The organism is Clostridium folliculivorans (genome assembly GCF_024341905.1).
GTDB lineage: Bacteria > Bacillota > Clostridia > Clostridiales > Clostridiaceae > Clostridium_AR > Clostridium_AR folliculivorans.
Map to the genome: position 1 here is coordinate 385,278 of NZ_BQXY01000004.1, position 13,056 is coordinate 398,333.

11 protein-coding genes, 7 tRNA genes and 1 pseudogene are annotated in these 13,056 nt (G+C 31.5%); all 19 read left to right on the forward strand.

What is annotated here, in order from left to right; translation table 11 throughout:
* The first annotated feature begins 103 nt into the window (after nucleotides 1–103).
* The 19 genes and pseudogenes from OCU55_RS14695 (at nucleotide 104) to tilS (ending at nucleotide 13,055) form a co-directional block, all read left to right on the forward strand.
* Nucleotides 104–1,102 carry a peptidylprolyl isomerase gene (locus tag OCU55_RS14695; protein ID WP_261853057.1) on the forward strand — a complete coding sequence of 333 codons (999 nt, stop codon included), beginning with the start codon at nucleotides 104–106 and terminating at the stop codon, nucleotides 1,100–1,102.
* A 201-nt stretch (nucleotides 1,103–1,303) separates the two neighbouring features.
* Entirely contained in the window at nucleotides 1,304–1,858 is a 555-nt protein-coding gene (gene spoVT / locus OCU55_RS14700; RefSeq protein ID WP_280923801.1) for a stage V sporulation protein T, read from the forward strand.
* Nucleotides 1,859–2,000: 142 nt separating this feature from the next.
* Nucleotides 2,001–3,542: a putative polysaccharide biosynthesis protein gene (locus tag OCU55_RS14705; protein ID WP_261853058.1), complete on the forward strand. Its 1,542-nt coding sequence runs from the start codon at nucleotides 2,001–2,003 to the stop codon at nucleotides 3,540–3,542.
* A gap of 13 nt (nucleotides 3,543–3,555) precedes the next feature.
* Nucleotides 3,556–5,010, forward strand: coding sequence for a bifunctional methyltransferase/pyrophosphohydrolase YabN (gene yabN, locus OCU55_RS14710; protein ID WP_261853059.1), 1,455 nt, complete (start codon nucleotides 3,556–3,558; stop codon nucleotides 5,008–5,010).
* 179 nt (nucleotides 5,011–5,189) lie between these two features.
* Nucleotides 5,190–5,492, forward strand: a pseudogene (locus OCU55_RS14715) (HU family DNA-binding protein); the annotation flags it as partial.
* A 61-nt stretch (nucleotides 5,493–5,553) separates the two neighbouring features.
* A complete protein-coding gene (locus tag OCU55_RS14720; RefSeq protein ID WP_183279283.1) occupies nucleotides 5,554–5,820 on the forward strand; it encodes an RNA-binding S4 domain-containing protein in 267 nt (88 codons plus the stop codon).
* 276 nt (nucleotides 5,821–6,096) lie between these two features.
* The gene (yabP, locus tag OCU55_RS14725) at nucleotides 6,097–6,387 is read left to right on the forward strand and encodes a sporulation protein YabP (RefSeq protein ID WP_200266140.1); all 291 of its coding nucleotides are present in this window, start codon (nucleotides 6,097–6,099) and stop codon (nucleotides 6,385–6,387) included.
* Nucleotides 6,388–6,395: 8 nt separating this feature from the next.
* Complete coding sequence (gene yabQ / locus OCU55_RS14730) at nucleotides 6,396–6,785, forward strand: spore cortex biosynthesis protein YabQ (RefSeq protein ID WP_261853060.1); 390 nt, start codon at nucleotides 6,396–6,398, stop codon at nucleotides 6,783–6,785.
* Nucleotides 6,786–6,875: 90 nt separating this feature from the next.
* On the forward strand, nucleotides 6,876–7,163 hold the full coding sequence (locus OCU55_RS14735; protein WP_261853061.1) for an FtsB family cell division protein: 288 nt from the start codon (nucleotides 6,876–6,878) through the stop codon (nucleotides 7,161–7,163).
* Between the two features lie 62 nt (nucleotides 7,164–7,225).
* Complete coding sequence (locus OCU55_RS14740; protein ID WP_261853062.1) at nucleotides 7,226–7,630, forward strand: S1 domain-containing RNA-binding protein; 405 nt, start codon at nucleotides 7,226–7,228, stop codon at nucleotides 7,628–7,630.
* Nucleotides 7,631–7,838: 208 nt separating this feature from the next.
* Nucleotides 7,839–7,927: transfer RNA gene (locus OCU55_RS14745), tRNA-Leu, on the forward strand.
* A 6-nt stretch (nucleotides 7,928–7,933) separates the two neighbouring features.
* A tRNA-Met gene (locus tag OCU55_RS14750) sits at nucleotides 7,934–8,009 on the forward strand.
* Nucleotides 8,010–8,015: 6 nt separating this feature from the next.
* A tRNA-Met gene (locus OCU55_RS14755) sits at nucleotides 8,016–8,092 on the forward strand.
* A gap of 22 nt (nucleotides 8,093–8,114) precedes the next feature.
* A tRNA-Leu gene (locus OCU55_RS14760) sits at nucleotides 8,115–8,203 on the forward strand.
* Between the two features lie 6 nt (nucleotides 8,204–8,209).
* Nucleotides 8,210–8,285 (forward strand) — tRNA-Met (locus OCU55_RS14765).
* Nucleotides 8,286–8,291: 6 nt separating this feature from the next.
* Nucleotides 8,292–8,368: transfer RNA gene (locus tag OCU55_RS14770), tRNA-Met, on the forward strand.
* Between the two features lie 20 nt (nucleotides 8,369–8,388).
* Nucleotides 8,389–8,477 (forward strand) — tRNA-Leu (locus OCU55_RS14775).
* 478 nt (nucleotides 8,478–8,955) lie between these two features.
* Nucleotides 8,956–11,352: a stage II sporulation protein E gene (gene spoIIE / locus OCU55_RS14780; protein WP_261853063.1), complete on the forward strand. Its 2,397-nt coding sequence runs from the start codon at nucleotides 8,956–8,958 to the stop codon at nucleotides 11,350–11,352.
* Nucleotides 11,353–11,651: 299 nt separating this feature from the next.
* The gene (gene tilS, locus OCU55_RS14785) at nucleotides 11,652–13,055 is read left to right on the forward strand and encodes a tRNA lysidine(34) synthetase TilS (RefSeq protein WP_261853064.1); all 1,404 of its coding nucleotides are present in this window, start codon (nucleotides 11,652–11,654) and stop codon (nucleotides 13,053–13,055) included.
* Nucleotide 13,056: the final 1 nt, after the last annotated feature.

Genomic DNA, 13,056 nt, shown 5'->3' on the forward strand with positions numbered 1-13,056 from the left:
CAATATAAATTGAAATTATTGTTATAAATTGATATACTAATTTATGTCTATTGAATTTTGGTTATAAAGGGGAATTAATTTTAAGAAAAGTGAGGTAAGAATTTTGAAGAACATAAGGAAATTAGTTTCAATAGCTTTGATTGGTGTTATTGGATTATCACTATCAGGCTGTAAGATGATACAAAAAACTCCAGAAGCTATAAGCAAGACTGTAGTAGCAACTGTTAATGGTGAGAAAATCACACTTGGTGGTGTTGATGAAAAGATGCAGTCTACTATAGATCAATTAAAACAACAATATGGCAATGATTTGGAAAAGAGTACTGATGGTAAGGCTGCTTTAAAGCAACAAAGACAAACTCAATTGGAGCAAATGATACAAGAAAAGGTAGTTTTAAAGAAGGCAGCTGACTTAAAATTGATACCCGAAAAGGCTGAACTAGACAAGGAAGTTGATGCAAAACTTGCTGATATAAAGAAAGTCTATAAGACTGATGATGAGTTCAATAATGCTCTAAAATCAGCAAACTACACTTTAGATACTTTAAAAGAATATTTAGCTACTCAAATAAAGATGCAAGCAGTTTTCGATAAATACTTATTTAAAGATATAAAGATTACTGATGCTGATATAGAAAAGTATTATAACGAAAATAAAACTCAATACACACAACAACCTGGCGCAAATATGTCCCACATACTTGTAGATAGTGAAGATAAAGCTAAATCTATAAAAGCAGAGTTAGACAAAGGTGCGAAGTTTGAGGAATTAGCAGCTAAATATGGTACAGATGGTACAAAAGACTCAGGTGGAAGTTTAGGGTATGTTCCTTATGATTCACAAAACTACGATAAGGACTTCTTAGCGGCTGCAAAGAAGCTTAAGGAAGGTGAAGTATCAGGTCCAGTTAAAACTCAATATGGATGGCATATAATAAAGGTTGCTGGAATTCAAACTACATCAAAGACTCAAGAATTATCAGCTGTTAAGGCTTCGATTAAAGATACATTAGAAACAAATAAGAAGAATGAAATATTTAAAGCTAAGTATGAAGAATGGAAAAAAGAATTAAAAGTTGTAACATATGATGATAAGCTTTAATTAATTGAATAAATTTTGGTCTTAATGACATAATAAAACTCACATGAATTTGTTTGCTCAAATTTATGTGAGTTTTTACTTTATTGGATTGAAATTATACAAAAAGATAATTATAGCCAAAGCATGTATAAAATTTCTATTCTGAAAAATAATAATAACGAAAGTTTTAAGTGAAAGATATATAAGGAGGTAAATATAATAATGAAAGCTACAGGTATTGTTAGACGTATTGATGATTTAGGTAGAGTGGTTATACCAAAAGAAATAAGAAGAACTTTAAGAATAAGAGAGGGAGATCCTCTAGAAATTTTTACAGATAGAGAAGGTGGAGTTATCTTAAAAAAATATTCTCCTATTGGAGAATTAACAGATTTCTCTAAAGAGTATGCAGAAAGTCTTCAACAAGCAATAGGGCATATAGTTTTAATTGCTGATAAAGATGCCTTCATTTCAGTTAGTGGAGCTTCTAAAAAAGATTTTATGGAAAAGAAGATAAGTAATGAACTAGAAAAGATAATGGATGAAAGAAAAACTGTATGTTTAGGAGCAACCGGAGGTAAAGTTGTACCAATATATAGTGAGGATACAGCTGAAGATAAATACTCATGCCAAGTAGTATCACCTATAATATCAGAGGGGGATGCAATCGGTGCTGTTTTGATATTATCCAAACAAGCAGGAGAAAAGTTTGGAGACTTAGAAATTAAGCTTGCTGAAACAGCAGCCGCATTCCTAGGAAAACAAATGGAACAATAATATCTCCTAGGACTTGCATCCCAAAACCATTTTAATTATTGACTAGGTTTTAAAGATTTATTCAGTTAGATATAAAAATTCTGTAATAATACCTCCAAATTTGCAATAAAGATTAAGTAGTTAAAAAATTTGGAGGTATTTTATGAAAAAACAATCTCTTATAAAAGGAAGTATAATATTAGGTGTTGCAGGAATATTCACAAGATTTTTAGGAATATTTTTTCGTTGGCCTTTAATAATGCTTATAGGCGATGAGGGTATAGGATATTATCAAATGACTTATCCTTTGTATATGTTTTATGTTGCTATAGCAGCGGGAATTCCTGTTGCAGTTTCCAAGATGGTTTCGGAAAGTAATGCTGTTGGAGATTTGGATACATCATTTCAAACTATGAAAGAATCATTTATATTAATGATAATTTTAGGGACAGGCATGTCGTTGTTTTTGTTCTTAGGTGCAAGACCCATAATGTCTGCATTAAAGTGGGATTCAAAGTCTTATTATTCTATTATTGGAGTTGCTTTTGCACCTATATGTATATCTATAATGTCTGCTTTTAGAGGATTTTTTCAAGGGCTCCAAAATATGAATCCATCTGCAATCTCACAGATAATTGAGCAAATAGGAAGAGTAGTCGTAGGTGTTGGACTAGCTGTTCTATTACTTCCTTATGGAATAGAATATTCAGCAGGTGGTGCTGCCTTTGGTGCGGCGGCAGGAGGCTTTTTAGGCGGAATATACTTGATAACAAAGTACTTTAAAGTTAAGAGAAGCTTTGGGGTAAGGAAAGTAAAATCAAATGATAAGCTTCTTACTCAGTTGATTAAAATAGCGATTCCAATATCCCTAGGGGGTGCGGTTGGAACTATAGCTAGTTTAATTGATTCAATATTAGTACCAAGGCAGCTTTTGAACGCAGGTTTTGATTATAGACAAGCTACCATTCTTTATGCTCAATTAACAGGTAAAGCTTCAGTAATAGTCAATATACCCTTAACATTATCTGTTGCTCTAAGTACTTCCTTAATACCTATAATTGCGGAAAATTATATATTGAAGAATATTAGAGAAGTTGCTTCTAAGGTGGATTCTGCAATAAGAATGTCAATGGTTATAGCTATACCTTGTACGTTAGGACTATATTTCTTAGCAGAGCCTGTAATGATGCTTATATTTCCAGGAAGATATGAGGGGTATCAGATACTTAAATATCTAGCTATTTCTATTCCGTTTATAATATTAGCACAAACTACAACAGCTATATTACAATCTACTGGATCTTATGCTATGCCTGTAATAAATCTTCTCATTGGATGCTTTATTAAGGTAGTATTGACATTGTATCTTATACCGATATCGTGGCTAAATATATACGGAGCTGTAGCGGCCTCAATATTAGCATATATAGCTGCTTCTATGCTGAATCTGATATATCTCCATTTAAAACTTAAAGTTAGAATAGATTACGGAGCAGCAGTTATGAAACCGTTAGCTGCAGCTACTATAATGATATTGGTAGTTCTAATAACCTATATCAATATATTTAATAGAACCTCTAGTAATGGAATAGCTTGCTTGATTTCTGTTTTTTTGGGTATTATTATATATGTGATGCTAATAGTAATTCTTGGTGTCTTTAAATATGATTATATAAAGAGTAAATTTCTAAAAAGACATAGATAAAAGGAGAAAGAACATGATCAAGATAATCGGCTTAGGACCTGGATCTGAAGAAGCCTTAACTTTAGGAGCGATAAAAGAACTAAAAGGGTGCGATAATATATTTCTTAGAACAGAAAAGCATCCCACCGTTCAGTATTTAGTTGATGAGGGAGTAAAGTTTAATACTTATGATGATGCTTACGAGAAGTCTGATACATTTGACCAAGTGTATGAAAGCATAGCTTTGGATTTGGTTCAGCAGCATAAAAAACATAATGATATTATTTATGCTGTTCCTGGGCATCCTTTAGTGGCAGAAAAATCTGTTTTAAATCTCGTAAACTTGTGTAAAGAGCAAGGGGTGCCATATGAAGTTTTGCCGGCAGTTAGCTTTATTGATGTAATGATGGAAGCTTTAGAAATAGATCCAGTGGAAGGACTTAAAATTGTTGATGCATTTGATGTTGAAAACCAGGTTCTAGATAAGAGATCTGGTATTATAGTAACTCAGGTGTATAACCAATTTATTGCATCAGAAGTAAAGTTAAAGCTTCAAGAAGAATTTAATGATGATACAGAAGTATATTTTGTTAGAGCTGCAGGTATAAAAAATCAAGAAAGTATAAGAAAAATGCCTCTTTATGAAATTGATATGCAAGAAGATATCGATTATTTAACTTCGATCTATGTACCGAAAGATTTGAAAAATAAGAAGGACTTTTATGATTTAGTAGATATAATAGATACTTTAAGAAGTGAGGGTGGATGTCCTTGGGATAGAGAACAAACACATGAGAGTCTAAAACAAGCTCTTATAGAAGAGTGCTATGAAGTTTTGGAAGCAATAGATAACCAGGACGATGCTGGGATGATAGAAGAATTAGGAGATGTATTACTCCAAATAGTATTCCATTCTTCTATTGCTAAGGAAGAAGGGTACTTCAATATTAAGGATGTAGTACAAGGGATTTGTTTGAAAATGATAAATAGACATCCGCATGTTTTTGGCAGTCAATCGTTAAAATCATCTAGTGAAGTGTTAGAAAGATGGGAAGATATTAAGAAAGAGGAAAAAGGATTTGATAGCATTACCGATGAATTAAAGGCTATAGCAAAATCGTTACCCTCAATTATCAGAGCCACAAAGGTACAAAATAAGGCTAAAAAGGTTGGGTTTGATTGGGATAAAGTAGAGGATGCTATGCTTAAGGTAGAAGAAGAATTAAATGAAATAAAAGAGGTATATAATGGAGAAAATAGGGCAAAGATAGTAGAAGAGGTAGGAGATTTATTGTTTGCCTGTGTTAATGTTGCCAGATTCCTTAATGTAGAAGGTGAGCTTGCTTTAATTCAAACAACAGAAAAATTTATAAGAAGATTCTCTTATATTGAGCAAGAAGCTTCTAAAAAAGGGCAAAAATTAGAAGATATGTCCCTTGAGGAAATGGATAATTTGTGGAATAAAGCAAAAAAAACTGAAAAAAACTAGGGGCAAAGAAGGAAATTTCCCTTTTATGAAGAATATATAGCATGAGTGAGCAATCATTACCATATTATATTTGTACTGTTAAATAAGTAATTTACTATAGACTATATAAAAAAGTGGTTATATAATATGTTAATGTAGATTATAATACATAATTATAATCAGGGTACCATAAAACATATCATAAGAGTTTTAAGGAGGATGTAAAAGTGAATAAAGCAGAATTAATCTCAAGCATGGCTGAGAAGAGTAAGTTAACTAAGAAAGATGCAGAAGTTGCATTAAAATCTTTCATTGACAGTGTTCAAGAAGCTTTAGAAAATGGAGAAAAGGTTCAATTAGTTGGATTTGGAACTTTCGAAACTAGAGAAAGAGCAGCTAGAGAAGGAAGAAACCCAAGAACTAAGGAAACTATCCAAATACCTGCTTCAAAGGTTCCAGTATTTAAAGCTGGTAAAGAATTCAAAGAAAAAGTTAACAAGTAATAGATATATATTTTTAGGACCCGAGGAATCTCGGGTTCTTAAAGTTATAAGGAGATATATTATGAGATTAGACAAATATCTTAAGGTATCTAGAATAATCAAGAGAAGAACCGTAGCTAAAGAAGTGTGCGAAGGTGGAAGAGTATCTATTAATGGCAAAGTTGCAAAACCTTCTACAGAGGTAAAAGAAGAGGATGTAATTGAAATAGTATTTGCTAACAAAAAACTGAAAGCTAAGATAACTAATATTGCAGAACATGTAAAGAAAGAAAATGCAAAGCAGATGTATGAAATATTAGAAGGTGAAGAAGATCAAGACGAAATGTAAGGTTTCTTTGACGAAGAGTCAAGGAGACCTTTTGTCATTTTTTGTGTTGTTTCGTAAAGGTGATAAAGTGATTCTAATTAGCTTAGTGTAATAGTTTGAATATTAATTTGAATAGATTGAAATTTTGCAAAAAGCTCATATAAGTACCAATAATATAAACTATATAAAAATAATAAGATTACTTAGGATGATGTATTTAAATAAAAATATCTCTATTTTGAATATATCAAAATTTATAGTCATATATTTTATTATAAAAACATATAGGAGGATATTATGGAGAATAAGAAGGAGCTTAAAGTTGAGGAAAGAAAAAGCAACTTAGCACTGGAAAATAGAAAGAAGATAGTTTTAACAGGAGTAGTTGAAGTTCTAAGTTTTGATGAAGAAAAAATATTATTAAATACATGTCTAGGCATGCTTACAGTAAAAGGTGAAGGGCTTAAGATGAATAAGCTAGATGTACAGAATGGTGATGTAGTTATAATAGGGAAAATATCAGCTATGATATATACGGGTGAAGTGAAAAAAGAAAAGGAAAATATCTTTAAGAAGATATTTAAATAGGTGATATCATGCTACTTCCATTAAAAATTCAATTTGAGATTGTAATATTTAGCCTTGTTGCAGGGATGTTAACTGGTGTGCTTTTTGACATTTATAGAGCAATAAGAGGCATTGGTACACCTAAGTTTATAGTTTTTATAGAGGATTTTTTATTCTGGATATTGACTGCAATAATAATATTCACATTCCTTCTTTATGTTAATTATGCTTTCTTAGGGATGTATGTATATCTATTTATAATAATAGGAGCGTTTATTTATATTAAGCTATTTAGTAAGAAAGTGCTGAAAACTGAAAAAAAGGCTGAGAGAGTTGCAGGAAAGGGTATGAGAATATTTTTTAAGAACTTATCGTATATATTTAAACTTATATTCTTCAGAAATAGGATTAATAAGTAGTAAGATAAAAAAATAACTTGAATAAAAAATGAATAGTTATTAAAATAGGAGTATAAATGAATTTTTTTGGAAATCGAAGGAGCTTTAGTCATGAGAAAGAAACTTACTCTTAAAAATATAGCTATACTCCTAATTGTATCAATATTTGTATTTAGTTTTATAAGACAAGAGATTACTATGCGCAAAATTAGTGCACAGGTAAGTGAAAGGCAGCTAGAACTTAATAAAGTGAAAGCAGTTAATGATAGATTAAAAGATGAAGTTAACATGTCAAAAACTGATGCCTATAGCGAGAAGATGGCTAGAGAGAAATTAGGTATGATTAAACCAGGTGAAAAGAAAGTTTTAACAAGCAATGATTCAAGTTCTACAAAATAGGTTATTATAAAAATAACATAGATTTAATTATTCTAATTATTTTAAGGAGGAACATTTTTAACATGACCTTAATGGCAGGAAACATTTTAGAAGGCACAGTGGTTAACATCACAAACTTTGGAGCGTTTGTAGAAGTGGAAGGTAAAACTGGACTTGTACACATTTCAGAGGTAGCAGATTCATTTGTAAAAGATATAAGACAGCACCTAAAAGAGCAAGATAAGGTGAAGGTAAAAGTTATATCAGTAGATGACAATGGAAAGATAAGCCTTTCAATAAAGCAAGCTAATGTTCAAAAGAAATCAGTTAAGCCTGCAGAGATTGACTGGAACTCAGAAAAGAAGAAGGCTTCTTCAAATAGTTTTGAAGATATAATGTCAAAGTTCCTTAAAGATAGCGAAGAAAAACTTGCTGATGTAAAAAAACATCAAGAGTTCAAATCAAAGGGAAGAAAAAACTTAGGTTAATATAAAGCATTTAGATAGAAAAAGCCGGATGGAAACATCTGGCTTTTATCATCGATAAATAAGCTCTGAACAATGAGATTATAGCTTGTTTTTTGTAAAATAGATCAACTGTTAAAACATATATATAAAAAAATAAAAAAGTGTTGACAGTAAACATATCATACTTTATAATAAAACTTGTCGCTGAGAGGCGGACAGAAAAATTCTTGCTGGAGTGGCGGAACTGGCAGACGCACAGGACTTAAAATCCTGCGATGCTAAAACATCGTACCGGTTCGATTCCGGTCTTCAGCACCATAATATCGCGGGGTGGAGCAGTTGGCAGCTCGTCGGGCTCATAACCCGAAGGTCGTAGGTTCAAGTCCTGCCCCCGCAACCATAACATGGCGGAATAGCTCAGCTGGCTAGAGCATTCGGTTCATACCCGAAGGGTCGTAGGTTCAAGTCCTATTTCCGCTACCATTTCAAATTTTAAATAATACTCGCTGGAGTGGCGGAACTGGCAGACGCACAGGACTTAAAATCCTGCGGTGCTAAAACACCGTACCGGTTCGATTCCGGTCTTCAGCACCATAATATCGCGGGGTGGAGCAGTTGGCAGCTCGTCGGGCTCATAACCCGAAGGTCGTAGGTTCAAGTCCTGCCCCCGCAACCATAACATGGCGGAATAGCTCAGCTGGCTAGAGCATTCGGTTCATACCCGAAGGGTCGTAGGTTCAAGTCCTATTTCCGCTACCATTTCAAATTAAATACATCTTGCTGGAGTGGCGGAACTGGCAGACGCACAGGACTTAAAATCCTGCGATGCTAAAACATCGTACCGGTTCGATTCCGGTCTTCAGCACCAAGAGAACTCATATATTATGAGTTCTTTTTTGTTATATAAGAAATTATTAAATTTTTAAGTTAACTATACCTGGATATTTTAATGTCTTTAGAAATTCTTTATTGTGATAATTAAAAGTAAATAATTATGTAACCTTAAAGTGATTTTAGATATTATATTTAATTTTGCTTTTTTTGACATAAAATATAAGTACATGGTTATATGCATAAAAAATATCCTTATAAATTCCCAAAGATTATTGTACAACGACAAATAAGGAGGTTTTTCTAGGAAAATGTGTATTTACCATACTATATAGTGAATTATAATAGAAAGGTGCTTTTACAATAAGTTAAGTGAAAATCAATATAAATAATATAAAGAAATACAGTGATAAATGTCCGAATAAAAATATTTTCAACAAACATTAAGTGACATATATTTCCAAACTCCTTTGCTATAATAGAAATACGCTTTAGAAAAATAGGAGGGTTTACCAATGCAATATGGAGTAGATGTCACTACATATAAAAGAATAAGTGATAGAAAAAAAGATAAGAAAGAACTTAAGATTATAGGATCTCCTTATAGATTACTATTTAATTTCATAGGAGCTTTTTTGATAAGTAGAGTAACTATAAATGCAAATGGGGCGGGTATAGACGGGTTATCACCCTTCGGGATAGCTTTTATACTGTCGTTTTTAAATAAGGAAAGTAAGAAGGAAGGAATAATCGCGGCAGTTGGAGTTCTATTAGGATACGCTACTCTTCTAGGTAGTGCGTCTAATGTTGGTATTTATATTTTGTCGGCAGCTATAATATCTATATTTACGTACCTCCCTTTTAAGTTGAAGGAGAAGGTTAGCTTAATAATGAGTTTTTCCATACTTATGTTGTCGATGATTTTTTATAGAGCGTTTAGTTCCAATATAAGTCTATGGATTAATATAGTAACGTCGTTAGTGCAATGCGTTGTAGTTTATCCAATATATTATATTATAAAGTATGCACTAACATGCCTAGATGATATAAAAACAAATCACTTTTTTACAAGTGAAGAGCTTATAGCTATGGCATTATTATTTTGTCTTATAATTTCTGGTATAGGCAGTATAGCGCTTTTTGGTATTAGTATAAGGAATGTAGTTGCATTATTTTTTGTAATAATAATAGCTTTTTCTTTAGGAAGTTCAGTGGGGGCAGCGGCAGGTGTCGCGATGGGGATAATAGTAGGACTTTCTACTAATAATATGATGCTTTATATAAGTGTATATAGTATATGCGGATTGATGGTTGGTATATTTAAAGATACAGGCAAGTGGTTTACGATGTTAGCGTATATTGTAGTATACTTTGTGCTATCAATGTATTCAAAGAAATTCGATGATTTTAAGGTTATAGAGGCTTTAATCGTGGCAGTGTTATTTTGTGCAATTCCACTTAAGTTTTATAATAAACTATCGCTTGAACTAGATAATGAAAGAAAGCAGGATACTTTAGGAGATTTACATTTTTGCAAGATTAAAGAGGAATTTACTAATAGACTTGTTGATTTTACAGATATTTTATCTACTATATCTATTACGCTAAGCAATTTAGTTGATAATGATAGGTTGCTATTAAAAAATAAAAGTAGTGCTCTTATAGAAAACTTAGCTGACAGAGTGTGTAGTGGTTGTGATATGAGATATACTTGTTGGAAAAGAGAGTTGCACACTACTTACAATTCATTTTCTGAATTGATAAGAAGTAATCAGGAGGGGAAATCGACTTTTCCGTTAGAATTGGATAAGAAATGTATTAAAAAATATGCTCTAGTAAAAAATACAGAAGAGATAGTTGGTAATTATATTCAAGATGAAATGCTTAAAAGAAGACTTGGAGAGGGAAGAAAACTTTTAGCAGGTCATATAAATAATATGGCGGTTACGATTGGAGAATTAATAGATGATTTTAGCAAAGATATAGTTATATGCAATGATGTTGAAAGAACTATAAAGAGAGCGTTGAATAAAGAGAGTATAAAGTATGATGACATTTTATGTTATAACGATAAAAATGGCAGGTTAAATATAAAAGTAATTATGGATAGTTGTGGTGGTGGACAAGTATGCATAAAAGATGTCTTGCCAGTAATAAATAAGTCTATCGGTAAGACTATGAGTATAGGTGGAGATGGATGCTCTATAGACCCAAATACTAATAAGTGTTCTGTGTATATTGAGGAAACACCTAAATATCATGTGTCATCATATGCAGCAATAGCGTGTAAAGATGGAGAAAAGTATACTGGTGATAGCTATAGCTATGGGAAAACTCAGGATGGTAACTATATGGTTCTAGTTAGCGACGGTATGGGATCAGGACCTGAAGCTGGTGCAGAGAGCAAAGCTGCTGTGGAGCTCATAGAAAAGTTTACACAAGTTGGATTCTCGGAATTAACGGCTATAAATACTGTTAATTCTATAATGTCTATGAAGTTTAGTGAAGATGAAAAATTCGCAACTTTAGATCTTCAAAATATTGATTTATATACAGGAAACGCCAAGTTTATGAAAGTTGGAGCTGTAGAGAGTTTTATCAAGAAGGGCGAAAAGGTTGAATTAGTGAAGTCAAAAACATTACCTTTTGGCATATTGGATACAACAGATGTTGATATCGTAGAGAAAAAAGTATCTAATGGAGATTTAATAGTTACAATAAGTGATGGAATATTATACGGTAAAGATGGTGATGGAAGCTGTCAATGGCTTACTGAATTTTTACGTACAACTAATAATAAAAATCCTAAAGAGCTTTCTTTAGAGATATTAGACAAAGCTAAGGAAATAAGTGGGGCTAAGATAAAAGATGATATGACGGTAGTGGTATCCAAGGTGTTTGCTATATACTAGTGAATAAGTGTTTTTGTAACTTACAAAAGTTATAAAATGAAACCTTTATGGATAAAATGAAAAATTGATATTATAATTGAATAAAATACATTTTAACTATGAAACTAATGTTAGCTTAGTTTCATAGTCGTTTTTATGTATAAAGGGTAAGAGGAGTGGCGTGATTTTAAATAAAATTATTAATCAATTGATAATATACGATTTATTTAAGTTTTAGTGAATTTGTAATAATTTATATTAATAAGAGTTTAATGATATGTTATAATAAGTTATTAAACTTGATTAGGAAGTGTTCTAGCTTGAAAGATAAAGTTATAAATTTTATAAGAGAACATCATATGATAAAAAATGGGGATAAAGTATTGGTTGCCCTTTCAGGAGGTCCTGATTCAGTTTGTTTATTGCATGTTTTATATATGATAAGACAAGAACTTGGAATTTCTCTTGGGGCAGCTCATATTAATCATTTGCTCAGAGGAGACGATTCGTTTGAAGATGAAAGCTACGTTGAAAAAATGTGCGCTAGTCTTGGAATACCGTGTTTTACAAAAAGAGTAGATATTGAGTCTATGGCGAAAGAGAAAAGTATATCGTCTGAAATGGCTGGTAGAGAGGCAAGATACGGATTTTTTAACGAGATAATAAAAGAAGAAGGTTTCAATAAGGTTGCGATAGCTCACAATGCAAATGATCAAGCAGAAACTATACTTATGAGAGTTATGAGGGGAACAGGCATAGATGGGTTAGTTGGTATTAAGCCAGTAAGAGATGATATATATATAAGACCTATACTTTGTATAGCAAGGGAAGAAATAGAAGATTATTGCGTAAGTAATAACCTTAATCCTAGGATTGATAGAACTAACTTGGAAAGTATATATTCTAGAAATAAGGTTAGACTTGAAATGATTCCTTTTATAAAGAATAATTTCAATAAAGATATAGTAGAATCTCTTAATAGGCTTGCCTCATTAGCCAATATTGATAGTGAGTATATTGATAAAAGTTCTGAAGATATGTATTTTAAGTTTTGTAAGGAAAAAGTAGGAACTGTAATAATAAACAAAGAGGCTTTTAATATTCATGAGGCGTTGTTGACTAGGCTTGTAAGAAAATCTATATTTTATGTTTCTGGAGCTACATATAATTTTGAAATGAAACATATTTATGATATTATCCTATTACAAAAAGGAAAAACAGGAAAAAATATAAATCTTCCCAATAAAATAGTTGCAGAAAATTCTTATGGAGATATAATTATCTCAATAAGAAAATTTGATAAATGCAAAAGCATAGAGTTTATAATATCCAAAAAAGAGCTTGATGAGAAAAAGATAGAAAATCTGAGATTAGATGGGCTAATGTATGATACTGTCCTACAAGTGAAGCAGAATAATAATAAAATTGACTTAAATAGTAGTGACTTAATTAAATATTTTGATTATGATAAAATAAAACAAAATATAATTATTAGAAATAGAAAAAATGGTGATAAAATTAAGCCTTTAGGTATGACAGGGACCAAAAAGATAAAAGATATATTCATTGATAATAAAGTTCCTAATAATTTAAGAGATGAAATACCGTTGGTTTGTTTTGATAGCAATATTTCTTGGATTGTGGGTTTAAAGATAAGTGACTTATTTAAAGTTAATAAGAATACAAAAAAAATTTTACAAATAAGCTTTATAGAAAGGGAATAGT